Origin of the sequence: Neptunomonas japonica DSM 18939, assembly GCF_000422765.1 — a bacterium.
Lineage (GTDB): Bacteria > Pseudomonadota > Gammaproteobacteria > Pseudomonadales > Balneatricaceae > Neptunomonas > Neptunomonas japonica.
In genome coordinates, this window is record NZ_AUGR01000005.1 from 1 (window position 1) to 23,526 (window position 23,526).

Annotated in this window: 26 protein-coding genes; 6 read left to right on the forward strand and 20 right to left on the reverse strand. The window is 43.6% G+C overall.

Annotated elements, in window-relative coordinates:
• The 4 genes from G511_RS21740 to G511_RS0104155 form a co-directional block, all read right to left on the reverse strand.
• Positions 1-1,043: SdrD B-like domain-containing protein (locus tag G511_RS21740; protein WP_036551233.1), on the reverse strand; the 1,043-nt coding region annotated here is incomplete at its 3' end.
• A 163-nt stretch (positions 1,044-1,206) separates the two neighbouring features.
• Positions 1,207-1,359, reverse strand: coding sequence for a PEP-CTERM sorting domain-containing protein (locus G511_RS24150; protein WP_084629004.1), 153 nt, complete (start codon positions 1,357-1,359; stop codon positions 1,207-1,209).
• A 446-nt stretch (positions 1,360-1,805) separates the two neighbouring features.
• Complete coding sequence (locus G511_RS0104150; protein ID WP_028468516.1) at positions 1,806-3,149, reverse strand: HlyD family type I secretion periplasmic adaptor subunit; 1,344 nt, start codon at positions 3,147-3,149, stop codon at positions 1,806-1,808.
• A 2-nt stretch (positions 3,150-3,151) separates the two neighbouring features.
• On the reverse strand, positions 3,152-4,906 hold the full coding sequence (locus G511_RS0104155; RefSeq protein ID WP_036551236.1) for a type I secretion system permease/ATPase: 1,755 nt from the start codon (positions 4,904-4,906) through the stop codon (positions 3,152-3,154).
• A gap of 270 nt (positions 4,907-5,176) precedes the next feature.
• On the opposite strand from G511_RS0104155, the gene ppk2 reads away from it, so the two are divergent.
• From ppk2 to G511_RS0104170, 3 genes are all read left to right on the forward strand, one after another.
• Positions 5,177-6,076 (forward strand): polyphosphate kinase 2, encoded by a 900-nt coding sequence (ppk2, locus tag G511_RS0104160; RefSeq protein WP_028468518.1) that lies wholly within the window; start codon positions 5,177-5,179, stop codon positions 6,074-6,076.
• Positions 6,077-6,091: 15 nt separating this feature from the next.
• Complete coding sequence (locus G511_RS0104165; RefSeq protein ID WP_028468519.1) at positions 6,092-6,319, forward strand: hypothetical protein; 228 nt, start codon at positions 6,092-6,094, stop codon at positions 6,317-6,319.
• 258 nt (positions 6,320-6,577) lie between these two features.
• Entirely contained in the window at positions 6,578-7,141 is a 564-nt protein-coding gene (locus G511_RS0104170) for a cob(I)yrinic acid a,c-diamide adenosyltransferase (RefSeq protein WP_028468520.1), read from the forward strand.
• A gap of 38 nt (positions 7,142-7,179) precedes the next feature.
• Here the strand turns inward: G511_RS0104170 and G511_RS0104175 are convergent, their stop codons facing one another.
• The 12 genes from G511_RS0104175 to G511_RS24300 form a co-directional block, all read right to left on the reverse strand.
• Entirely contained in the window at positions 7,180-8,694 is a 1,515-nt protein-coding gene (locus G511_RS0104175) for an HDOD domain-containing protein (RefSeq protein WP_028468521.1), read from the reverse strand.
• A 77-nt stretch (positions 8,695-8,771) separates the two neighbouring features.
• Positions 8,772-9,638 (reverse strand): cobalamin-binding protein, encoded by an 867-nt coding sequence (locus tag G511_RS0104180; protein WP_051221540.1) that lies wholly within the window; start codon positions 9,636-9,638, stop codon positions 8,772-8,774.
• Between the two features lie 185 nt (positions 9,639-9,823).
• A complete protein-coding gene (gene acuI, locus G511_RS0104185; protein WP_028468523.1) occupies positions 9,824-10,807 on the reverse strand; it encodes an acrylyl-CoA reductase (NADPH) in 984 nt (327 codons plus the stop codon).
• Positions 10,808-10,885: 78 nt separating this feature from the next.
• Complete coding sequence (gene msrA, locus G511_RS0104190; protein WP_028468524.1) at positions 10,886-11,389, reverse strand: peptide-methionine (S)-S-oxide reductase MsrA; 504 nt, start codon at positions 11,387-11,389, stop codon at positions 10,886-10,888.
• 75 nt (positions 11,390-11,464) lie between these two features.
• Positions 11,465-11,905 carry a hypothetical protein gene (locus tag G511_RS0104195; protein WP_028468525.1) on the reverse strand — a complete coding sequence of 147 codons (441 nt, stop codon included), beginning with the start codon at positions 11,903-11,905 and terminating at the stop codon, positions 11,465-11,467.
• Positions 11,906-11,908: 3 nt separating this feature from the next.
• Positions 11,909-12,298: a hypothetical protein gene (locus G511_RS0104200; RefSeq protein WP_028468526.1), complete on the reverse strand. Its 390-nt coding sequence runs from the start codon at positions 12,296-12,298 to the stop codon at positions 11,909-11,911.
• 59 nt (positions 12,299-12,357) lie between these two features.
• Positions 12,358-12,708, reverse strand: a complete 351-nt coding sequence (locus G511_RS0104205) for a hypothetical protein (protein ID WP_028468527.1) — start codon at positions 12,706-12,708, stop codon at positions 12,358-12,360.
• Between the two features lie 116 nt (positions 12,709-12,824).
• On the reverse strand, positions 12,825-13,130 hold the full coding sequence (locus G511_RS0104210; protein WP_028468528.1) for an MTH1187 family thiamine-binding protein: 306 nt from the start codon (positions 13,128-13,130) through the stop codon (positions 12,825-12,827).
• A 162-nt stretch (positions 13,131-13,292) separates the two neighbouring features.
• Complete coding sequence (locus tag G511_RS0104215) at positions 13,293-14,900, reverse strand: NAD(P)/FAD-dependent oxidoreductase (RefSeq protein WP_028468529.1); 1,608 nt, start codon at positions 14,898-14,900, stop codon at positions 13,293-13,295.
• Positions 14,901-15,047: 147 nt separating this feature from the next.
• Positions 15,048-15,788, reverse strand: a complete 741-nt coding sequence (locus tag G511_RS0104220; RefSeq protein WP_028468530.1) for a pseudouridine synthase — start codon at positions 15,786-15,788, stop codon at positions 15,048-15,050.
• A 138-nt stretch (positions 15,789-15,926) separates the two neighbouring features.
• Complete coding sequence (locus G511_RS24910; RefSeq protein ID WP_084629006.1) at positions 15,927-16,088, reverse strand: PEP-CTERM sorting domain-containing protein; 162 nt, start codon at positions 16,086-16,088, stop codon at positions 15,927-15,929.
• On the reverse strand, positions 16,021-16,305 hold the full coding sequence (locus G511_RS24300; protein WP_028468531.1) for a hypothetical protein: 285 nt from the start codon (positions 16,303-16,305) through the stop codon (positions 16,021-16,023). Before G511_RS24300 ends, G511_RS24910 begins: the two co-directional genes overlap by 68 nt.
• A 412-nt stretch (positions 16,306-16,717) precedes the next feature.
• Here G511_RS24300 and G511_RS21745 point away from each other — a divergent pair, with 412 nt between their 5' ends.
• Positions 16,718-17,467 (forward strand): FadR/GntR family transcriptional regulator, encoded by a 750-nt coding sequence (locus G511_RS21745; RefSeq protein ID WP_036551243.1) that lies wholly within the window; start codon positions 16,718-16,720, stop codon positions 17,465-17,467.
• A gap of 122 nt (positions 17,468-17,589) precedes the next feature.
• A complete protein-coding gene (locus G511_RS21750; RefSeq protein ID WP_051221542.1) occupies positions 17,590-18,120 on the forward strand; it encodes a Z-ring associated ZapG family protein in 531 nt (176 codons plus the stop codon).
• An 80-nt stretch (positions 18,121-18,200) separates the two neighbouring features.
• Here G511_RS21750 and G511_RS0104245 read toward each other — a convergent pair whose 3' ends face one another.
• Positions 18,201-18,962, reverse strand: a complete 762-nt coding sequence (locus tag G511_RS0104245; protein ID WP_028468532.1) for a Nif3-like dinuclear metal center hexameric protein — start codon at positions 18,960-18,962, stop codon at positions 18,201-18,203.
• Positions 18,963-19,054: 92 nt separating this feature from the next.
• Here G511_RS0104245 and G511_RS0104250 point away from each other — a divergent pair, with 92 nt between their 5' ends.
• The gene (locus G511_RS0104250; protein WP_028468533.1) at positions 19,055-20,203 is read left to right on the forward strand and encodes a trypsin-like peptidase domain-containing protein; all 1,149 of its coding nucleotides are present in this window, start codon (positions 19,055-19,057) and stop codon (positions 20,201-20,203) included.
• A 73-nt stretch (positions 20,204-20,276) separates the two neighbouring features.
• Here the strand turns inward: G511_RS0104250 and hisD are convergent, their stop codons facing one another.
• The 3 genes from hisD to murA are packed head-to-tail and all read right to left on the reverse strand — an operon-like array spanning position 20,277 to position 23,509.
• Entirely contained in the window at positions 20,277-21,584 is a 1,308-nt protein-coding gene (hisD, locus tag G511_RS0104255; RefSeq protein ID WP_028468534.1) for a histidinol dehydrogenase, read from the reverse strand.
• 2 nt (positions 21,585-21,586) lie between these two features.
• Positions 21,587-22,234 (reverse strand): ATP phosphoribosyltransferase, encoded by a 648-nt coding sequence (hisG, locus tag G511_RS0104260; RefSeq protein WP_028468535.1) that lies wholly within the window; start codon positions 22,232-22,234, stop codon positions 21,587-21,589.
• 12 nt (positions 22,235-22,246) lie between these two features.
• On the reverse strand, positions 22,247-23,509 hold the full coding sequence (gene murA / locus G511_RS0104265) for a UDP-N-acetylglucosamine 1-carboxyvinyltransferase (protein ID WP_028468536.1): 1,263 nt from the start codon (positions 23,507-23,509) through the stop codon (positions 22,247-22,249).
• Between the last annotated feature and the right edge of the window lie 17 nt (positions 23,510-23,526).

Sequence of the window (23,526 nt, forward strand, 5' to 3'; positions counted from 1 at the left end):
CCGGCTTCGCCTGCATCTTGAATGCCGTTAGCATTGCTATCTTCAAAGACTTTATCGCCAATGCTTGCTAGCGCCACGAGTCCCGCATCAACACTCTGATTTGATTCGCCTTCAGCCAAGGTAATTGTTGCCGTCATACCCGTAAGAGCATTGGCATCGCTGTCAGAATCATCTTGTGAATTAGCTGCGGCATCAGCAATAGTTAACACCATATCTTCAGGTGTTAAAAACTTAACTGAGTAGTCACCTGCTTTAAGGCCTGTAAATTGGTAATAGCCTGTTTCTACTTCTACAGTGCTGTAATCGTCACCTGTTACCGTGCTTGATATCAAAGTACCGGCAGCATCGTATAACTCTACAACGACACCATCAACACCTAACTCGTTAGTGTCTTGAATGCCGTCTAAATCAGCATCCAACCAAACATAGTTGCCTAATTTAGCGGACTGCAGCTGGATGATAAGTGGTTGCTGTACACCATCAGGGTCAACAACCATAGAAAAGAAAGTATCAGAAGGAACAACATTAATGCCGCTATCTACTGCCGACTGAGATTGAGCAACAAGAAAAGCTACATCGCTTTGTTCTACGACTTGACGACCATTATCGGACAACACACCTGGGTTAATACCGACATTATATTCGGCAGGAGTAAACCCCATAACTTCCCAAATTGCTGCTTGCATTTCGCCATAATTAAATTGGCCAGCATATTTCGAATCTGAGGTGAAGTTCTGCGATAATAGCCAGTTTATTTGCGCTATCTGTGTATCAGTTATGCTACTAGTAACATCGGCAGCCAGATAATTATTGATATCTTGCCCATCGCCAGCATCACCTTGATATTCACTAGGAGAAAAAGCAATAGGTATCTCAGGATGCAAGCAATAACCGTCATAAGTCCCATTAGCTAAATTTGGGTTCGTGCTATCTGTAATAATTACATCCCAGAAACTGGGAGCTCCAAGATCCGGCTGTTCACCAAAACCAGTTCCTTCTTCATTCACAGCTGAAGAGGTTACTCGGATTGTCATAGTAGACATAACAAAATTCCTTATCTTTAAAGTTTTAGCAAGTCCGATCTGGGTGTTAGCACTATTTGAACATTACAGCTTCACAAGCCAGTCGCATGCTCTCTAGTGCAGATACCTCTGAACCAGAGCGAGATAATAAAGTGAGGCCGAAAGCCTCACTTTGTTGTGTACTTTATTTTTTCAAGCGACGAGCAATAATCATTGCAACTACACCAGCACCTAACAACGGCAACATACCTGGTTCAGGTACCTGGTTAAAAACAGGAGCAGCAATTACAGAAACAGAAGTAAGCATTAAAGCAGATCCAGCGATCAATTTTTTCATGTTAAAACACCTTTATTAAGTTGAGTATTTATCACCTACAGTCAAACGGCTGCGAGGTTTGTATCCAAGGTTCAATTTGATATAAACCTGGCTCCTGAAAGCGAACCACCACAAACAAGAATTAAACTATGCTGACTAAAGCAAGTTCCGTACCAAACAATACAAAGAACCTTAACACAACATAAACAAGCAACATTAACATAATATTAACTTTTAAAAACAATTACTTACAAATAAAAACGAACGTTTTATTTAAATAAACTTTCAAACAAAAATCATTAATAATATGAAGATTTTATGCGAAAACTGCAGATGTAAAAAAACCTGACAGAACAGTCAAGCATTCTCAATGAAGGCGAAATAATAATAATGTTTAAAACAGACGTTTTATTTATCGGCCTGATTCAGAATGAATATTCAGGCCTTTAAGAAAGGAAAAAGGCTAGCTACTCTTCTATAAATGAGCGCGCCACTGTGTCTACAAGAGGATCAGATAAGTACTGGAATAACGTCCGTTCACCGGTCTGCACAAAAACCTCAGCGGGCATTCCTGCAATAAGTTTCAAATCATTGCCTATTAAGTGCTGCAATCCTTCATCCGTTAACTCAATAATGGCAAGATAATAGGGTGCCTGAGTCGAATCATTTGGATCTAGTATGCTATCCGCTGAAATATTAATTAACTTTCCATCAATCCGTGGCGTCTCTCTCATCTTGAACGCTGAGAAGCGAACATCAACAACTTGCCCAATAGACAATCTATCAATATCAATCGGAGAAACTTTAGCTTCTATTATCAACCTGACGCCTTCAGGCACGATATCCATAAGCGTTTCACCTTCACCTATGACTCCGCCCACCGTATGCACGGCAAGCTCTAAAACGGTCCCTGTCTGGGGAGAACGAATCTGCGTACGCGACAAAGTATCCACCAGAGCCTGACGCTGCTCAACCAACTGAAATAGACGCTCTTGTACCTCATCAACCTCTGAAGCAACTTCTCTTTGTAACTCTTTTTGCAACTGCAGAGCCTGCAGCTTAGAAGCCACTACTTCAGATTTTGTTGAGGCTATACTTGCAAGCAACTCACCAAGCTCACCACGGCTTTGCGCCACTTCACGGTAAATTTCACGCTCTCTGCCTTTTTCAGCAAAGCCTTTTTTCTCTAACGACTTCAAATCTTTCAACTGGTTTGAATAAGAATACACCAAGCGTTGACGGCTTTTTTTCTGAGCTTCGAGCCCTGTTAGCTGCGACTCTAATTGCTCTGCTTGTTGAGCATATAAAGCGAGTTCATTTTCATAGGACTCTTTACGCACGTTAAAAATTTGACGCTGTACCCCTACCGCTTCTTGAACACGTCGATCCTCTTGAAGGTCCATCAAATCTTGAGGGTATATGACTTCATTCAACTGATCACGCTGAGCAATCAAGCGAGCTTCACGCGCACGCGAAAGAATATACTGCCCTTGAACAACTTCTAACTGAGCCTTAGCCTGAGTATCATCAAGCACCATCAAGACCTGGCCCTTTTCAACAGAATCCCCATCGCGCACCAAGACCGACTTAACAATGCCGCCTTGCAAATGCTGGACTGTCTTCTTGTTATTCTCTACACGAACTTTACCTTGTGCATGCGCTGCACTGGCAATCGGCGCAACAGCAGCCCATGTCCCCATACCAACAAATACGACAGCAATGATAAGGTACCCGATAAAAAGAAAGCGGCTATCATCGACAGCTTTTTCTAGATACTGTGTTGTTGCTTCTGTCTGCTTTACATCATTCATAATTAATTCTCGAGAACCGCATTTTCAGATACAGGCTTAGCCAAAACTTTAGCCGCAGGCTGCGGCGTACTGAGTTTTTCCATAACAACAGCAGCATTATCAAATGCAACCAAGCTACCGTTTGAAAGCACCATCACCTTATCCACCAGCTGTAATAAGTTATTACGATGCGTCACAACCACCAATGTTGAACCAATAGCTTTAAGACTACGGATAGCATTTGCCAAGGCCGAATCACCCTCCGTATCAAGGTTTGAGTTAGGTTCATCCAGCACAACTAATTTTGGCTCTCCATACAATGCCCTCGCTAATGCGACACGTTGACGCTGCCCTGCCGACAATAAGTGTGCTGTTATTTTTGTGGCATACCCATCAGCCAGCTGTAAAATCATTTGATGTACACCCGCAGCCATAGCAGCGGCAACCACTTTGTCTGAGTCAACCTGACCAAAACGAGCAATATTCTCACTCACAGTACCTTCGAGCAGCTCTATATCTTGAGGAAGATAACCAATGTGCTCACCTAAAACTTCACGGTCCCACTGGTTCATCTCAGCACCATCAAGGCGAATAGCGCCTCTTGTTGTTGGGTATATACCTAACATGGCACGGATCAGTGTCGACTTCCCCGCCGCACTTGGGCCAATAACAGCAACCGATGTCCCAGGCTCAATTTTGAAGCTAATATCCTGCAAAACAGGCTCTGTACTAGTACCAAGCGCAACAACGACTTTCTTAAATTCCACCAACCCCTGAGGAGGAGGAAGTGGCATCGGAGGCTCTATCGCTTTAGAGTCCTCAAGCAGGCTCGTTAAACGCGCATACGCACTTCTTGCACCCAAAAAGCTTTTCCACGAATTGATAAGCTGATCTATCGGAGCCAGAGCTCGCCCTAACAAAATAGAACCGGCAATCACTGTTCCGCTAGAGATATCTCCCTGAATCGCCAAATACGCACCTAAACCCAGCATTAAAGACTGCATAGTGGTTCTAAAGGTCTTGGATATTGTTGTAATCAACCCGCCTTGACGGCTCGCCTTAGTTTGTAATTCAAGTAGCTGGTCCTGTTTTTGCTGCCAACGCGCACGTAACCGTGGAAGCATCCCCATGGCTTCAATAACTTCTGAATTACGCAAGTTCAGCTGCGTTTCTTGTGTGTTTTCAATATTGAGTTTATTAGCATCTTGAATATCACCGCGTGTAATTCGCTCATTAACGACAGCAAGAATAATCAAAAAGATAGCAGCAGCTAGCGCAATGCTTCCCATTAAAGGATGAAAAAGATAAACAACACCAAGGTAAATAGGCAGCCAAGGCGCATCAAACAGCGTTAAAAGGCTAGCGCCACCCAAGAATTGACGCAGTGTCAATAAATCTGACAAAGGCTGCGCAGTAGCAACACTGCCGCCAGAAGCCAACGCCTGATGAAACAAAGAATCAAATACGCGTGGCCCTAACGTTTTTTCTAAGCGATTACCCGTCACTATCAATACCTGTGACCTAACCCATTCAAGCGTTCCCATCACCAGAAACAGAAACACCAATAAAAGCGTCAGCATTAGCAGTGTTGATTCACTGTTACTCGTTAAAACACGATCATAAACTTCGAGCATGTAGATAACAGGCGCTAACATCAAAATGTTAATGCAAAAGCTAAAAATCCCTGTTGATATAAAGGAAGTACGAGAAGCCGATAATGCCTGATATAACTCAGATTTTTCCACAGATTCTTTTGAGTTGTGTGACTGTGATTTCATAGCTTAACTGGATTCCATGCTTTGGTCAGATGAGTGCAAATTACTATAAACATATATTTACTCGGTACTTTTTATAAACAGCTTAGCACCAACAAAAAAACAAACTATATCGAGACTGGAACTGAATACAAAAATATTTCTACATTTACCTATAAAAAATGACATTTCGTAACATTTATATCAAATATCACTAAATGAGTGACTCGGATCAAAGGATTTGTCACTAGAGAGAGGATAATTATTAATTATAAACAACCTTCAAAGGAGACAATGATGGATGATCTGGTAAAAGCACCCCCGCAAGAAGCTATTGAAACACTTGAGACTGCATCTGAGCTGAATGACTCAGCATCAGCAAAAAAGAAAGAAAAAAAGAAAGCCAATACTCAAGAGCGAATCTCCCGAAAAGAGTACGAAGCCACTAAAAAAGACCTACAAATTGAGCTACTCAAAATGCAGAGCTGGGCGCGTGAAACCGGGGAGCGAATTGTCATCCTATTTGAAGGTCGTGATGCCGCAGGTAAAGGGGGAACAATTAAGCGCTTTATGGAACACTTAAACCCTCGTGGTGCTCGAGTTATCGCTCTAGAAAAACCAACCGAAGAAGAGAAAGGACAGTGGTACTACCAGCGCTATGTTAAACACCTCCCAACCAAGGGAGATATTCTTCTGTTTGACCGCTCTTGGTATAACCGGGCAGGCGTTGAAAGAGTTATGAATTTTTGCTCTCCAGCCGAGTATCTTGAATTTATGCGCCAAACACCTGACTTTGAACGCATGCTGGTTCGTAGCGGCATAAGACTTTATAAGTTCTGGTTTTCAGTTAGCCGAGATGAGCAATTCGAACGATTTCAGGCTCGTAAAGTTGCCCCACTGAAGCAATGGAAATTATCCCCGATTGATCTTGCATCACTTGATAAGTGGGATGCATACACAGAAGCCAAAGAAGCGATGTTCTTTTACTCTGATACCGCAGATGCACCGTGGACTGTTATCAAATCAGATGATAAAAAACGCGCACGCATTAATGCCATGCGCTTTGTCTTGAACTCGCTCCCTTACCCCAACAAAAATCCAGATATCGATCTAACACCTGATCCACTTATTGTTGGTAATGCGCGCGATATTCATGAGCAAGATGAACATATTTTCTTGCCTGACAATACATAACACGGAGGTAGTATCATGTCTCAGAAGCAAACTCAGCACTCGCATAATGTTGTTGAATCCTTTAAAGGAAAATTATCAACAGAGCTGCAAAGCCAGATTGGCGAATCGAATTTTTCAGCATTAGAATTGATTGTAGAATCAGCTATCAGCACCGCTGTGCTTGAAGAGCTTGAAAAAGCAGCCGATCGTGTCGAAAAACTATCACATGATATCCGTAATTTTGCAGAAAGCTATGATAGCTAGACGTTAGAAAAAGGGGGCTGCTCACAAACCACTCGTGCTCAGCCCTCCCTCCTCTAATTGCATCACAAAAAACCACCCTGTAAACTTCTCTTCTCGTTACTCACATGCCTATAAAAAGGTAAACGGGAAGAATAGAGTGCATTACTCTGGCTACAATACTCAATAACGCACTCGTTTTAACACATTGAAAACATGCTCTCTAAGCTAGGTTAGGCTAAAGCCCTCAACTCTCAAAAATAGAGCAATGGGAAAACAGTAATGGCTGACAGATTAACTCGGATTTACACACGCACAGGCGACAAGGGTTCAACGGGACTGGCAGATGGGCGCCGTGTCTCTAAAACATCAGAGCGTATTGAAACGCTGGGAGACATTGATGAACTCAATTCTGTTTTGGGCGTACTGCGGGCAGAGCTAGTCGCTGAGGACCCACTGTCTGTCATCTTTTTCCAATTGCAGAATGACCTCTTCGACTTGGGCGGTGAGATAGCTATGGCTAATCCCGATTATCAAGCGATAACACCTGAGATGATCGGTGAACTAGAAAGCCACCTTGACGACTTAAATGAGCAATTACCACCATTAACAGAATTCATACTGCCAGGCGGCAGTCGTAGCGCAGCCTACTGCCACCAAGGAAGAAGCATCTGCCGTCGTGCAGAGCGCCAAATGATTCGCTTATGCAATGCTGAAGAACAGAACTCGGCAGGAGCAATCTATCTTAACCGCTTATCAGACCTGCTCTTTGTCTGCGCCAGAATCTTAGCTCGCAGAGCAGGAGCAACAGAAGTACTTTGGCAGCCGAGAAACAAACCAAAATAGCAGCCTAAGATTGTATTATTAAAGACTTACTAGCAGCGCTATGCCTTATGGGACAGGGCTATTTTGGATTGAATCACAAACTGGTTAAAACAAGTGAAATCCTTGTCTTCAAGGGGTTTATCTACGCGGTCAGCATAAAATAAACCAATAGCTTTGCCGCGTATCACCACAGGCGCAATAACCATCCCACTAGGCCCAACCTCTTTTATAAACGCCGCGGGTAAACGCTCTTTCCAGCCCGGTTCGTTTAAATCAGACACCAGCAGTGTCATCTCCTTCTTAATCACATGATAAAACAATCGCAAGTCTGATTCTTTTCTCTGTGGAGTAAAAAACTGCTCTAATGATTCCAATGAATCACCTTCGGCAATTTTCATACTCAGCATAGGAGGCGACTGGCGGTAAAGGCAAAACATAACACGCTCATAAGAAGTACACGCCTTAATCCCCTCAATTACGAGCGACAAAATATCGTGGGCCGACCCTTTCTCTGCTGTTAGTTCAGCCAAGCGGTTTAAGAAGTAAAGCTGCTTACCCGAACTCTCATCTCTTCTCTTAGGCGCTTTCACACCAGTATGTTCTGATTCAACCAACTGATTACGCGAATGAAAGAAATAAGCCGTACGGCGAATACACTCATCTAAACGAGGTTCGCCAGTTTCTTGCATGACAGGTACAAGTCCCTGCAAATCAATACCGTATTCTTCAACCATATTTGCAGAGAGCTTACAGGCATCTTCAAAACAGCTTTCCACATCCTGATCCTGCAATGAAAAGTCATCTCTTAACGCTGTACTCAACTGCTCAATGCTTTGTTCATGGCTCAGTTCACCGTATATCTTTTCAATTAACGTGTGACTGAAAGAAACCAGTAAATGTTGCTTATGTATTAGATGGTCAGACTCTTCAGCTGTCATCTCATCCATGGTTTTTACTACCGAAGGAGGAAACCCCCAACTTTGCGCAAGATCCTGCCCAATATCACTGAACTGTCCACCCAGCGTTGATAATTGAATACTGCTCCAAGACTTCTCTCCAGCTACTCTGGCGGCACACATCTCTTGATAAACAGCCGGCATCGTACTGGCAATAATGATTTCACCAAGGTTGAACAGCAAACCGCACAAAAAGGTTTCTTCAATATCTCTCACGCCGGCTTTAGCCGCTAACTCTCTTGCCATCGACGCATTAAGAAAAGCACGCAACAATAGTTTTTCTATATTTGAATCGGGATAAGCCTCTGTAAAACTCTCGATTAACTTAAGTGAGATACACAGATTTTTGATTCGGTTAAATCCAAGAAGCACTACAGCACGAGAGATAACCGTTACGTTCCCCATACCTCGGTTAAACTCTGGCGTATTAGCGATACGTAGTAATTTGGCAGATAAGTTAGCATCTTTCATAACTGCCATAGCCAGCACCATCGCATCACTTTCTGGTGAACGGCTGAGTTCTTGAATACGGTTCAGTGTGGCACTGAATACAGGCAGGTCCCCTCCATGGCCTAACTGTGTATGGATGTTCTTTAATGTTTCTTGATATTTGATCACAATAACCCTACTACGAGCGATGTATTAATAGAGTAGTCAATAACAACGGGTAAGGGAAATCCACACAGAAAAACTAGCTAACGCGTACGCACTTTATCCAACAAGTGACATACCTGCCGCAACCCTTGAACGCTTCGCAATGTAGGGCGATTAACTAGGTCAGCATTGAGTGTATACAAATGCTGCTGACGAACAGCTGAGATTTCTGGCCATGCCAGCCAACGTTCTTGCCAATTAATCGGTGTCCCCTGCTCCGGCGCTAAAATAACCTCGGGGCTCAATACGACAATACTCTCAACACTCGTTTGCGGGACAACCTCCCTCTGGTTAGCAAAAAGATTGCGGCCACCACACAAAGTGATCATCTCATTAATCATCTGTTGCTTATTAGCTGTCATCAATGGTTCGTACCACAACTGATAGAAAACAGAGACAGTGCGCTTATTCCGATAAAGCGAAACCACTTTCTCAATATCTGCATCAAATGCAGCAATGAGCGGAGTGGCCACCTCCGACTGCTGCGTTAATACCGCTAAATCAGACAGCGTCTTACTCACACCCAGTAATGACTGGCTAGACGCCCGATAAACAACCACACCTAAAGACTCCAACAAAGCGAGAACTTCGACAGGGCTCCCACTATCCCACGCCACGACTAAGTCAGGCTGCAGTGCCAAAATAACTTCAGCACTCATCTCCTCAGCGCCACCAATACGAGGAATGGATAGCGCTTCTTTAGGGTAGTCGCTGTATTCAACCGTCGCGATAACCCTTTCACCTACACCGAGCGAAAACAGCTGCTCTGTTAAATGAGGCGCTAACGTAACAATTCGCCTGGCAGGTTGTTCTAGCGATACTTGCCGCCCGGCATCATCCTCAACCGACAACGCTTGCGCAGTGAACGAAACGAGAATTAACACAAGCATAGCAAATGGATAAAACACGATGACCCAACTCATAGATGATTGAATTAGAAGAATAACCTAGAACTGACAAAGCCGCCTAGCGCTACTCCAGTTATAACTATCGACAAAGATAATTATCAACCGACATCACGATAAACAGCTTTCCTTAACACGTTATATTTCAGCCGCGCTACTAATTGCTCAGCTCTACTTGCTTAGATCGACTACTTATTAAGATTCACAATAGTTCGCCCTTGAATCTTACCATTAACAATTTTCTCGGCGTATTCAGGCACATCATCCAAGCCAATAACCTGGCTGATTTCACCCAGCGCTACAGCGGGTAAATCTGTTTGTAAGCGATTCCATGCTTGTGTTCTACGCTCGATAGGACACATCACTGAATCGACACCTTGCAAACGTACATTACGTAAAATAAATGGCATGACTGTTGTTGGCAGCTTAAAGCCTCCCGCTAAGCCACAAGCGGCAACCGTAGCGTTATAATCAGCTTCAGCCAGTATTCTTGCCAGCATGGCGTCACCGACAGTATCAATACCAGCCGCCCAACGTTGGCGCTCAAGTGGACGGGCTTTTTCACTCATCTCTTCACGCGTTAAAATAGTCGTTGCCCCCAAGCCACGCAGGTAACCTTCGGTTTCTGATCGGCCAGTAATCGCTGCTACTTCGTAACCCAGCTTTGCCAAAATAGCCACAGCAACTGAGCCCACACCACCCGCAGCACCCGACACAACAACCGGCCCTTTATCTGGTGTAACACCCCCTTCTTCAAGTGCCATCACACACAACATCGCCGTTAGGCCTGCCGTTCCGATAGACATAGACACTTCAGGCGCCATACCTGCTGGTAACGGCACTAGCCATTCAGATTTAAGACGTGCTTTTTGTGACAAGCCACCCCAGAAACGCTCGCCCACGCTCCAACCTGTGAGTACAACTTGATCGCCAGCTTTATAAGCATCACTGTTACTTTCTGCCACAGTACCGACTAGATCGATACCCGGCACCATTGGGAATTTGCTAACAATTTTGCCTGTTCCGGTAATAGCCAAACCATCTTTAAAGTTAATGGATGAGTAATCGACATCAACTAATACATCTTCATCAGGCAGATCGCTGACATCCAACGTTTTAATTTCGGCAACAGTTTTACCGTCTACTTGATCCAGAACCAGTGCTTTAAACATCACAAACCCCTATTTGTCTTACAATTTAACAAATCATAACATCGGTGCTTATAAAAATTCTACAGCGTTGTTCAATTTTTAAGCAGAAGACTTTGGCAGTACCCAATTCGGGCGTGGAAAATGACAGGTGTAACCATTAGGGAAATGCTCCAAATAATCCTGATGCTCAAGCTCAGCTTCCCAGAAATCACTCACTGGCTCTAGCTCAGTAACCACTTTAGCCGGCCATAAACCTGAGGCATTAACATCGGCGATGGTATCCAACGCCATCTTTTTTTGATCATCGCTCACATAATAAATCGCCGAGCGATAAGACATCCCCTGATCATTCCCCTGCCGATTAGGTGTTGTTGGATCATGAATTTGAAAAAACAGTTCAAGAATACGACGATAAGACAACTGAGCAGGATCAAATAGAATCTCGATACCTTCAGCATGAGTTCCGTGATTACGATACGTGGCATTAGGCACATCGCCACCGGTATACCCGACCCGCGTTGCATCAACTCCCGGCAACTTACGAATTAGATCCTGCATACCCCAAAAACAACCACCTGCCAGCACTGCACGCTCTTGTGACATGTTGGTATCTCCATTAAAAACTAATATTTAAAGGCTCTAAGCCTAACGGCATTATGGTTGGAGGCTTAGCTAGTGTCATTGGTTCAATTTCTGTTTTAGGACCCACATATACCCACCCATGAAACAGCCCAAGATTACCGGTATATGATTTTTATAAATAGTCATCCCAAGACTCATTGAAATACAGACTAAGAGCGAGATTAAAACAACGGATAAAAAAGGCCAAGCAATAGATTTTTTAGCTCCGAAATAACCGACAACACCCATCAATGCCATAGTTATAGGAAAACGTAAAAGATAAACCTCTTGGGAGTTTAGAAACTGATTGATAATCTCTAATGATTCGGTATCGCGAGTTTTTCCCAACCCATTTAGGTACATACCAATAACGGCCATTACTAAATAAGCCACAAACCAAGTATTAAAGACTTTAGTGTACCGAGAACAACGCCCTTTATCGGTATAAGGCTCATTTGAACTCCTTTCAAATATTTTAGAGAAACGCCCCGCACACATTTGTTACATCTTTCTGTAGTGCTCAACGCCTCCATCTTTATTAGAGTGCATTGCTAACATTCCATTTTCTACACAAGCTTTAAAATAGCCAAGCTGAGCAATATCTAAATCAAAACACCCATCACTTCTTGGAGTAGATTCATACAAAAAATCCCCACCAACCTCACCAAACTTATAGGTTATTTTTCCGTCATTTTTAACTACCATACGGCTATTATTAACAAGCTTTTTTATACTATTTGCCTGACTTGGAGGCATTCCGTTTTTATATGCCATGTTCAAAAGTGCCTCTTCATCTGGAGCCCACTTTCCTAGCAATGGTGAAGGTAAATTATTATTGTAATACCAGTACCCACTACCTGCTAAAATCATAATTACTAGTATATTTTTCATTCAATCATTCCTTGAAATGTCATTGTATTATGCTGTCCTGCAGTATTTCGTACTACCAACTACAATCCGCTCTCTACATAGTGGTGATAGATAGCACACTGTCTTTTACTTTCTTTTTCGGTTGTATAGGTTTGCTTTTTTTGGTGCATGGCCGACCAATCAATACATGAGCGCCACATCGCTTTTCCTTTCTCACTACGTGCTCGCTGTTTTTTAGCCGTATTTTGTCTTACCGCAGCATCTGCCTGTTTTTGCTCTATTAATTGCTCTCGCGTTAAATCGATAATTGCGTTCACTTCACGCAATTCAGACGCAGCAAACTGAGCGGCAATGTAGTTAGATAAGAGGTTGCCGCAAGTAACGGCCAACGTGATGATAAAAAACAGGGCTAAAAAATGGGGTGTTTTCACTGTGTTGAAATATCCGTATTTCAAAGCAAATTATGAAGGCCTGTGGATAACAGGCCTGATGGTCTATAGAACGAGTTGGTTTATGAGCCAGTCGATCTTTGTAAAGAGTATAGCAGTTATTTAGCGATCATTTTTTCTTGTACGCTAATGACTTTGTCGGCCATCGTCTGATCTTTGTCTATGCGTGTGCCTAATTTCATATGGCTTGTAATACGCACCGCACCCTCCGCATGAAGAACTTCGTGACAACGTTTCACTGCGGCCATTACACCTTCCCACTCACCTTCTACGTTAGTACCGTAGCCATGCATTGTATGCGTTAAGCCTGCATCTTCAAAAATCTTTTGGCACATAGCTATATAAGGTGATACAGAAGTGCCTACGCCGCCAGGTGAAACCATTATATCCATCAATACGTACATTGTGCTTATCCTCAATTTTGGCTGTTATATGGCTGTATTCCACAATCCTTAGTGCAATGTATCAAGGGCCAACCAACTTTTTTAGATTGGCCAGCCCTTTTCACAAAACTTATCAATTGAGTTGATACTGATACTGGTTATTACTACACCCGACCAATTCTTCTATTTATTAGCGTTATTAATGCTCAATGCCATCGCTTCAGCAACCTTGATACCATCAATCGCTGCCGACATAATGCCACCCGCGTAACCCGCACCTTCACCTGCTGGGAACAAGCCTTGAGTATTAATACTCTGAAAGTCTTTACCACGTTTTATACAGATAGGAGCCGAGGTTCTAGTTTCAACACCCGTGAGCAGCGCGTCCTCTAAAGCAAACCCTTTTATCTTTCTGTTAAAAGCAGGTATCGCTTCTCGAATAGCTTCAATACAGAAGTCTGGTAGCGCTTTGGATAGATCTGTTAGTTTGATACCCGGTTTAAATGATGGCTCTACACTGCCGATAGTCTCGGAGGATACTCCTTTTAAGAAGTCGCCAACCTTTTGCGCAGGTGCACCGTAATTTTCGCCCCCTAACAGGTAAGCATTGCTTTCGAGTTCTCGCTGAAAATCAATGCCGGCCAATGGACCACCTGGATAATCCGTTGGATCAATGCCTACTACAATTGCACTATTAGCGTTACGCTCTGCTCGTGAATACTGGCTCATACCATTAGTAACGACACGGTGCTCTTCAGACGTTGCTGCCACAACAGTACCTCCAGGACACATACAGAAGCTGTAAACAGAACGACCGCCTTTACAGTGATGAACTAGCTTGTAGTCAGCAGCACCTAGGATTTCGTTACCCGCATTTGCGCCAAAGCGCGCTTCATCAATGAGTGACTGTTGATGTTCGATTCTAAAACCAACAGAAAAAGGCTTCGCTTCGATATATACGTTTTTGTCGTAAAGCATCTGAAAAGTATCACGAGCACTATGGCCAATCGCTAAGGCGATATGCTTAGACTTAATAACTTCGCCATCTGCCAAAGCAACGCCGGTAATCTGCCCTGCTTCTATCTGTACATCATCAACGCGCGCACTAAAGCGAATTTCACCGCCCAGCTCTATGATTTTCGCACGCATTTTTTCTACCATCGATACCAAACGGAATGTACCAATATGCGGCTTACTCACAAACATAATTTCATCGGGTGCGCCCGCTGCGACGAACTCAGTAAGTACTTTACGACCATAATGATGCGGATCTTTCACTTGGCTATACAACTTACCATCGGAGAATGTACCTGCTCCGCCTTCACCAAACTGCACGTTAGACTCAGTGTTTAATATTTTCTTACGCCAGAAGCCAAACGTATCTTTAGTACGCTCACGCACTTCTTTACCGCGATCAAGGATAATCGGCTTATAGCCCATTTGTGCCAAGACTAGCCCCGTTAACAAGCCACAGGGGCCAAAACCAATAACAACAGGGCGTTCCTGCAAATCTACTGGCGCTTGTGCCACAAACTGATAGCTCATGTCTGGAGTAGCTTTAATGAGCTGTTCATCTGCAAACTTTTCGAGAAGCGCTTCATTACTTTTCGTCTCAACATCCAATGTATAGATAAGCACGATGTTAGCTTTTTTTCGGGCATCATATCCGCGCCGATGTACGTGGTAGCTAACGAGATCATCAGCCTTAATAGATAAGCGGGCCACAACAGCATTGGCAATAGCCTGATCATCATGATCTAGCGGTAATTGGATATTCGTAAGGCGTATCATGTGAGGATTCCAGAAAACCGAAGGCCTATGAAAAATTATAAAAGGCCGCCGAGAGTTACTTAGTTATAGTAAAGAGTGCAGTTTACGCACTTATTTATGATGTGTCGCAAAATTGGCCATCACACACTGTTATTTTTCTATTTATCTCTACTGGCTAATTGCCCAATTCAGATGTGAACGATGAATACTCTCAACCTCTTGAGGCGTTAAGGTACGGCTCTCACCAGGCAGCAAAGCCGAATCAAGCGATAGGCACCCAATAGACATTCGATGCAGTTGCAACACAGGGTTACGAAACCGGCCAAACATCCGTTTGATCTGGTGATAACGTCCTTCAGTCAGATCCACATGTGCAACATACTCAGAGACAATTTCAAGCATTGCTGGTTCAGTTTTAATATCTTCATAGGAAAAATACATGCCTTGTGCAAAGGCCTTTATATATTCTTCTGCAAGGCTATTTTGCAGAGTAACTTTATAAGACTTTGTTACTTTGTTTTCAGGTGATGTTAGTTGACGAGACCAACGCCCATCATTGGTTAGTAACAGTAAACCTGACGTATTCAGATCTAAGCGCCCTACTATGTGCAGCGTAGCTTTATCTGGCCTATCAAGTAGATCAATCACGGTACGATGCTGATCATCCTCAGTAGCACTTACCACACCAATGGGTTTATGCATCATGATATAAACAGGTTTATTCGCCTGTAATACCCGATGAGCATCCAAAACAATACGAGAAAACTCATCAACAGGCTGATCAATATTCAGAGCAACCACACCATCTACACTTACGCGTTTTTGGGCTAGAAAAAGCCTGACATCTTTACGGTTCATACTTAAATGATTACTTAGAAACCGATCCAAGCGGCCGCGCTTTGACTGCATGGCGGAACTCCTCAACTATTCAGTAAATGATTATACAGTGAAGCCCTAGTATTGCCCCTTTATTAAGACAAGCAGCACATCAACCAAACCCTGACATAAAAAAACCACTCGAAAGTGGTTTTAGCTTATCGATGACAACTAGGCACAACGGCGAGCAGCCCCAGCACCCAATAAACCTAACGAAAACAAAGCAACAGTTGAAGGTTCAGAAACACTGTGCTCAATAGGTCCATCATACAACAAACAAATCCGCATCAAAATCCCAAGAAACTCGTACTTCTGAATCTTCGGCAGAACCATTTGTATCCGTTAAAAAACCAAAGCTTACTTCAACACTACTTTGCATAGGATCAGAGGAAGCCAAAAGCTCTGCACTTAAGGTACGCACCGCATTTGTACCTATTGCATACGTATCTGTGCCACTCAAAGTTATCATCTGCTCCAAACCGACATTAAACCCATCAATTTCGATCAAGCCAGCTTGCGCTGTAAATAGGCTCCCAGCAAATATAAGCATTAAGTTCTTCAGTACACACTTCTTTTTCAACAAAATTACATTTTAAAATTTGCAGATCGTATTACCAAACCATTGATTTTTATAATTTTTAATAACATGACCTTTGCGCTTTCATACAATGAAGGCAACAAATCATTTTAGCTCAGCATGCAAAGCTTACGCCGATTAATACAACCGTATAAAAAGAATAAGCTAAAAAAGAGGTTAATATACAAAAACATATTAGATGTAAGATTTACTGAAAATAAGCACTTTAAAATCAATTAATTACAACGAAATTTTTAAAGCTACGGTTCACTTTTCTATTTGAAAAAACAAATCTACACCAGCAAAGTATTCAATGCGCGTTACAATTTAACAACAAACCTAAACTATGAAATACTCACACTCTATTTATTGTGAGTAAAAGCGTGTGAAATCTATAGATTTTGAACCCGTCAGCCAGAAAAGCCTATCTCGCCAGATCGCGGATCAAATTCGCCAAGCGATTATCGACGGATCTTTAGCAGCCGATGATCGCTTACCCACTGAGGATGAACTCGCAGCCCGCTTCAGTGTTTCACGCCCCACTATCCGTGAAGCCCTCAAACGACTCGCCGCACAAAACCTTGTTCGCTCAAAACGCGGCCCGACAGGAGGTACTTTTGTAAATCGTCCCAGTATTAGCGATTTAAGCGACTCTTTAGCTGGCGCAACTACGCTTTTGATGGGTTTGAATGCCTTCTCATTAGAGGAGATAACACAGACACGCCTTGAGCTTGAAACCATCTGCTGCAAACTTGCTTCACAAAACCGCTCCAAAGAGGACTTGGATGCATTACTAGTCGAACTCAAAACACAAAAAGACCCTAGCCTCACTGCAGAAGAGTTTTGTGCTTCTGATGTTAACTTTCACCGCTTAATCGCCAATGCAACCGGCAACCGTATGCTCGCCTTTGTCATGCATACCGTAATAGAAGCCTTACAACCCGTAGCCAACATGGTCGCTCACCGCTACCGAGAGAAGGCAGTCATCTATAATCAGCATGAGCGGTTATTTGTTGCGTTATCTAATCAAGATGCTGAGCTTTGCGTCCAGATACTGTCCGAGCAAGTGCATTACCTTAATGAACAGCACAACGCAGCCCAGTCCGATAAGCAACATGACAAACAATCGTGTTAAACAAAAACTAAATGCATGTTATGTTGTCTGTTATTGATTATGGTTGATAGGCTTTAAAGCAAGTTTCTATTATCCTAAGACGATATCAAAAAATAATGTGATTTATGCAGTGAGGACTAACTGTGGAAGAGAGTAATATTTGGATCATCGGTGTTGTAGCATTAGCAATTGGTGGATTAATTGGCTTCCTGATGGGCCGTTCTGGTGGAGGCTCAGACGAGCAAGAGAAGCTGGAAGACGCTAAAAAAGAGCTCGAAAATTACAAAACTCAGGTAGCTGGGCATTTTGAAGAGACCGCTGACCTTGTTAACAAAATGACTGAATCTTACCGCGGTGTTTACCAACACTTGGCGACGGGTGCTCAAGCTCTATGTGATGCGGATACAGCGCGCTCTATTGAGTCTAGCATGACCCCACAGCTAACCGCTCAGAAAGAAGTCGAAGTCGAAAGCACTGAATCAAATGAGAGTGATACTGTCGCTAATACTGAGACTGAGACAATATCAGCCGTTGAGCCACCACGTGATTACGCTCCCAAACAACCAGATGAAGAAGGTACACTGTCTGAATCATTTGGATTAAAAGAGACGACAGATGACGCCGGCATAACTGATGCTGAACCAAGCACAGAAGAAACCGCTAAAAAAGCATAGCTTTTATGTTTTAAAAAGGCCTCTTCGTGAGGCCTTTTTAGTTTCTACTGTGTGTTTTTACAGATACTCAGCCCTCGCAACTACACCGGATTGTCTATTTCAACATAATGGTGCTCAATCCCAAAATGGGCCGCCAAATGCTCCCCCAATGCCTGCACACCGTAACGCTCAGTCGCATGATGACCCGCAGCAAAGTAATCTATACCCGCCTCTCGCGCGATATGGACTGTTTGCTCAGATATCTCACCTGAGATATAAGCATCAACGCCTTCTTCAAGCGCTTTTTCAATATAACCCTGCGCGCCTCCCGTGCACCATGCGATCTTCTTAATAGGACGATTGATACCTTGAATATGCTGCGTTGGCCGGCCAAGAACCTGTACAAGTTCTGCAGATAACTGTTCAGCTGTCTGCTGTTCAGGCAATTCACCGACCATTCCAATCGCGTGCCCCAGATCGCCATCAAGCCCGGATATGATCTTCCAATTCATTTTTATAGCCAGCTGTGCATTGTTGCCCAATTCAGGATGAGCATCCAAAGGTAAGTGAAATGCTAACAAACTCATATCATTACTGAGCAAGGTGCTCAGACGACGTTTTTTTATACCTGTTATTCTCTCGTTTTCGCCTTTCCAAAAATAACCATGATGCACCAGTATAAGATCAGCCTGCATATCCACAGCAGCATCTAGCAAGGCTTGAGAAGCAGTCACACCTGAGATGATTTTCTTAACAACTGGTTTACCCTCTACCTGCAAGCCGTTAGGGCAATAGTCTTTAAACATATCTACACTTAACAAATCTTTGCAATATTGAACCAGCTTTGGCAATAAAACAGACATATAATTAGATCCTCATTAGCAACCATGTGGCACAAATCGTATAATTCTACGGTGTGATTTTGTTTTCACCAGTATTTCCGGAATTTATTTTAATGCGCAAACTCAGTTTTCTTGGTTGGCCGATTATTACAGGTGTGCTTATAGCAATCATCCTGTTGCAGTTTTTCCCCCAACTACTTTCACCACCTGTGACAACTGTCGAAATTAGAGAAACCCAATTATCGACTCATGTCCCAGGAAAAAGCGGCCCCGTTTCCTACGCCGAGGCTGTAGAAAAGGCAGCACCTGCTGTTGTGAACATATATACGCGAACACTCATTGAGCAAAAAAGACATCACGTAATAAAAGACCCTTTGTTTAAGAAGTTTTATGAACTGGGTGACATGCCTCAACGAGAGCGTATTCAGTCAAGCCTAGGCTCGGGTGTCATTCTTAATGCTCACGGCTACATTATTACCAACAACCATGTCATCGCAGGTGCTGACAGCATCGTTATTGTTCTGAAAGATGGTCGCGAGGCACCTGCTGAAATTATCGGAACAGATCCTGAAACTGATCTAGCCATCCTCAAGACCAATATGGATAACTTACCAAGCGTTACACTATCACCTTCTGATTCACTACTCGTAGGTGATGTCGTACTCGCTATTGGCAACCCATTTGGGGTTGGCCAAACAGTAACTATGGGTATTGTCAGTGCGACAGGAAGGAACAGCCTGGGCCTGAACACTTATGAAGACTTTTTACAAACTGACGCTGCTATTAATCCTGGTAACTCCGGCGGCGCTTTAGTAGACGCTCACGGCAATCTGATTGGCATCAACTCTGCCATTTTTTCAAAATCAGGCGGATCCCAAGGAATAGGGTTCGCTATCCCCTCCAATCTTGCAAAAAAAGTCATGACCGACCTCATTACTCAAGGTCGAGTGGTTCGTGGATGGATGGGTGTCGAGATTCAGGAGTTAACCGCAAACTTGGCTGAATCTTTTGGTCTTCAGGAGATGAGTGGCTTAATTGTTGCCGGAATTTACCGAGATGGACCCGCACACAAAGCCGGCTTACAACCCGGCGACATTATGCTTTCATTGAATGGCAAACCGGTTGAGGGACGACGCTCAATGATTGGTATTGCTGATTTCACCCCAGGTGAACCATTAGAGGTTGAGTATTTACGAGAAGGAAAACAGTTTACTGCAAAAGTAACTGTAGGAGAAAGACCGTTAACTCGCCCGAGTTCTTAAGTCTGGATGTTTAATATTTGAAAACAAGCTTACAAAAAAGGCCTCTCATGAGGCCTTCTCACAACAAATATGCTTAGTTCTTAATGCGGTACTCTGCAGAGCGCGCATGAGCAGTAAGCCCTTCACCTCTTGCCAACACTGAAGCCACTCCTCCAATATCAGAAGCACCATCTGCAGAGAACATAATCAACGAAGAGCGCTTTTGAAAATCGTAAACGCCTAACGGGGAAGAGAATCGTGCAGTGCCTGATGTTGGTAAAACATGATTAGGTCCTGCACAGTAATCACCCAGCGCTTCTGCCGTGTGACGCCCCATAAAGATAGCACCGGCATGACGAACCAAAGGCAATAGAACTTCTGGGTCTTCTACTGAAAGCTCTAAATGTTCGGGGGCTATACGATTACTAATTTCAATCGCCTGCTGCATATCTTCAACGAGAATGAGTGCCGCACGATTTCGTAAAGAAACTTCAATAATTTCCTTACGCTCCATCGTTGGTAATAGCTTACGAATGCTATCTTCGACCTGATCAATAAAACCTGCATCAGGCGTTACCAGTATTGGTTGCGCATCTTCATCATGTTCCGCTTGCGAGAACAGATCCATAGCAACCCAGTCAGGATCCGTTTGGCCATCACACACAACCAAAATCTCTGAAGGCCCTGCTATCATATCGATACCGACTGCACCAAATACTGCGCGCTTAGCAGTGGCCACAAAAATATTGCCTGGCCCCACTATTTTATCAACTTTAGGTACGGTTTCAGTACCATAAGCCAATGCGGCAACAGCTTGCGCCCCGCCGATAGTAAACACTCGATCAACACCTGCTAAAGAGGCGGCCGCGAGTACTAGCTGATTTAGCTCTCCACGCGGCGTGGGTACAACCATTATAATTTCAGCAACACCTGCTACTTTTGCAGGGATAGCATTCATCAATACAGATGAAGGATAAGCAGCCTTTCCACCCGGGACATATAAGCCTACGCGGTCTAGCGGAGTCACTTTTTGACCCAGCATAGTGCCATCTTCTTCAGTATACTGCCACGAGTCAGATTTTTGCTTTTCGTGATAGTGACGAATACGGTTCGCCGCCTTTTCAAGCGCACTACGCTGAACCTCAGGAAGTCCTGCAAGTGCTTGTGCAAGGCGTTCAGAGCTCAATTCCAACTCTTGCATAGTATCGACCGAAGTCAAGTCAAAGCGATTGGTATAAGTAACGACAGCTGCATCACCCTGCTGCTTAACTTCAGACAAGATATCATCAACTATTTGATTAACTTTCGCATCGGAAACACTTTCCCATGCAAGCAGTTTCTCTAATTGGAGATCGAAGTCTTCCTGAGAGCTACTTAAACGAGTAATTGACAACTCGGTCATCACTACCCCTCCCTTCTTTTCACAACGGCTTCAGACATCATGTCGATAATAGGCTGGATTTGGCGATGCTTCATTTTTAATGCAGGCTGCCCCACAACGAGCCGTGAACTAATGTTGGCGATAAAATCCATTGGCTCCAAACCATTCGCACGCAAGGTATTACCGGTGTCGACGATATCAACTATACGATCAGCCAAACCCATAATAGGAGCCAGCTCCATAGCACCATACAACTTAACGATATCAACCTGACAACCCTGCTGAGCGAAGTACTGCTTAGCAATATTGACAAATTTTGTAGCGATACGCATACGCCCTTCAACAGGCGATGCATCTGTAAGCCCTGCAACCATGAGCTTGCATTTAGCAATTTCTAGATCTAATGGCTCATAGAGGCCTTTGCCTCCGTGCTCCATCAAAACATCTTTACCAGCAATACCCATATCCGCACCGCCATACTCAACATAGGTTGGAACATCAGTCGCGCGTATCACAACAAATTTAATGTTGTCATGATTAGTGTCGAAGATCAGCTTACGACTTTTAAATATATTCTCAGCTGGAATTATATTCGCCGCTTCTAACAAGGGCAGCGTTTCTTCAAGGATACGGCCTTTAGACAGCGCAATTGTAAGCTGTTGTTTCTTCATCATTTTATTCACTTAACCTGGAATGCGGCGAATTTTCGCCCCCATCATCTGCAATTTCTCTTCAATACACTCATAACCACGATCGATGTGATAAATACGATCAATTGTGGTCTCGCCACTCGCTACTAGTCCAGCAATCACTAAGCTGGCAGAGGCTCTTAAGTCGGTTGCCATCACCTCTGCGCCCTTAAGATGCTCACCACCTTCAATGCTGGCAGAGTTACCATCAATTAGGATATTTGCCCCTAATCGAATCATCTCTTGCATATGCATAAATCGATTTTCAAAAATCGTTTCTTTAATATGCCCAACACCTTCAGCGACTGCATTTAGTGCAGCAAATTGCGCTTGCATGTCAGTCGGGAAAGCAGGATAAGGGGCAGTAGTAATATTCACAGCTTTAGGACGGCGGCCCTCCATGTCCAGAGAGATCCAGTCGTCGCCTGTTTCAATCTTTGCACCCGCTTCTGTCAGCTTCAATAACACGGCATCCAAAATATCTGCACGTGTATTTTTAGTCTTAACATAACCACGAGTCGCAGCAGCAGCCACTAAATATGTGCCTGTTTCAATACGATCGGGCATAACCGAGTAACGACAACCTTTAAGGGATTCAACACCATTTACGGTAATAGTATCGGTACCCGCTCCTTGGATATCGGCACCCATTGCAATAAGGCAATTCGCCAGATCGACAATTTCCGGCTCACGGGCAGCATTTTCAATAATACTTTGCCCTTCAGCCAAAGCAGCAGCCATTAAAATATTTTCAGTTCCGGTTACTGTCACGATATCAAATAATATTTTAGCGCCTTTCAAGCGACCATCACTGCGTGCGTGAATGTAACCGGCATCGACAGTAATTTCAGCACCCATAGCCTCTAGACCACGAATGTGTAAATCAACGGGGCGGCTACCAATAGCACACCCTCCAGGAAGCGATACTTCTGCTTCCCCATAATGAGCCAATAATGGACCCAGCACCAAGATTGATGCGCGCATGGTTTTTACCAGCTCATATGGCGCATGAAAATTTTTGATCGTGCTCGTATCAACTTCAACGCTTAGCTTTTCATCAACAGTCAGTTCTACACCTGTACGACGAATCAATTCAAGCATTGTCGTAATATCGTGCAAATGCGGTAAATTGCAGATAGTTACTGGCTCATCAGCCAAGAGTGTTGCTGCAAGAATAGGTAGTGCCGAATTTTTAGCGCCTGAAATACGAACTTCGCCGTTCAGACACGCACCGCCTTCAATAATGAGTTTATCCATTCAAAAATTTCCAACCG

Excerpts from the sequence above, each read along its gene's own strand:
- hisD (WP_028468534.1), bottom strand. The coding sequence starts at position 21,584 with ATGACCGAGTTGTCAATTACTCGTTTAAGTAGCTCTCAGGAAGACTTC.
- G511_RS24150 (WP_084629004.1), bottom strand. The coding sequence starts at position 1,359 with ATGAAAAAATTGATCGCTGGATCTGCTTTAATGCTTACTTCTGTTTCT.
- G511_RS0104155 (WP_036551236.1), bottom strand. The coding sequence starts at position 4,906 with ATGAAATCACAGTCACACAACTCAAAAGAATCTGTGGAAAAATCTGAG.
- G511_RS0104200 (WP_028468526.1), bottom strand. The coding sequence starts at position 12,298 with ATGAAAAATATACTAGTAATTATGATTTTAGCAGGTAGTGGGTACTGG.
- acuI (WP_028468523.1), bottom strand. The coding sequence starts at position 10,807 with ATGTTTAAAGCACTGGTTCTGGATCAAGTAGACGGTAAAACTGTTGCC.
- G511_RS24300 (WP_028468531.1), bottom strand. The coding sequence starts at position 16,305 with ATGCTTATATTTGCTGGGAGCCTATTTACAGCGCAAGCTGGCTTGATC.
- G511_RS0104220 (WP_028468530.1), bottom strand. The coding sequence starts at position 15,788 with ATGCAGTCAAAGCGCGGCCGCTTGGATCGGTTTCTAAGTAATCATTTA.
- G511_RS0104210 (WP_028468528.1), bottom strand. The coding sequence starts at position 13,130 with ATGTACGTATTGATGGATATAATGGTTTCACCTGGCGGCGTAGGCACT.
- G511_RS0104250 (WP_028468533.1), top strand. The coding sequence starts at position 19,055 with ATGCGCAAACTCAGTTTTCTTGGTTGGCCGATTATTACAGGTGTGCTT.
- G511_RS0104165 (WP_028468519.1), top strand. The coding sequence starts at position 6,092 with ATGTCTCAGAAGCAAACTCAGCACTCGCATAATGTTGTTGAATCCTTT.
- G511_RS0104245 (WP_028468532.1), bottom strand. The coding sequence starts at position 18,962 with ATGTCTGTTTTATTGCCAAAGCTGGTTCAATATTGCAAAGATTTGTTA.
- G511_RS0104150 (WP_028468516.1), bottom strand. The coding sequence starts at position 3,149 with ATGAATGATGTAAAGCAGACAGAAGCAACAACACAGTATCTAGAAAAA.
- G511_RS24910 (WP_084629006.1), bottom strand. The coding sequence starts at position 16,088 with ATGGTTCTGCCGAAGATTCAGAAGTACGAGTTTCTTGGGATTTTGATG.
- hisG (WP_028468535.1), bottom strand. The coding sequence starts at position 22,234 with ATGAAGAAACAACAGCTTACAATTGCGCTGTCTAAAGGCCGTATCCTT.
- G511_RS0104170 (WP_028468520.1), top strand. The coding sequence starts at position 6,578 with ATGGCTGACAGATTAACTCGGATTTACACACGCACAGGCGACAAGGGT.
- G511_RS0104195 (WP_028468525.1), bottom strand. The coding sequence starts at position 11,905 with ATGTGTGCGGGGCGTTTCTCTAAAATATTTGAAAGGAGTTCAAATGAG.
- msrA (WP_028468524.1), bottom strand. The coding sequence starts at position 11,389 with ATGTCACAAGAGCGTGCAGTGCTGGCAGGTGGTTGTTTTTGGGGTATG.
- murA (WP_028468536.1), bottom strand. The coding sequence starts at position 23,509 with ATGGATAAACTCATTATTGAAGGCGGTGCGTGTCTGAACGGCGAAGTT.
- ppk2 (WP_028468518.1), top strand. The coding sequence starts at position 5,177 with ATGATGGATGATCTGGTAAAAGCACCCCCGCAAGAAGCTATTGAAACA.
- G511_RS0104215 (WP_028468529.1), bottom strand. The coding sequence starts at position 14,900 with ATGATACGCCTTACGAATATCCAATTACCGCTAGATCATGATGATCAG.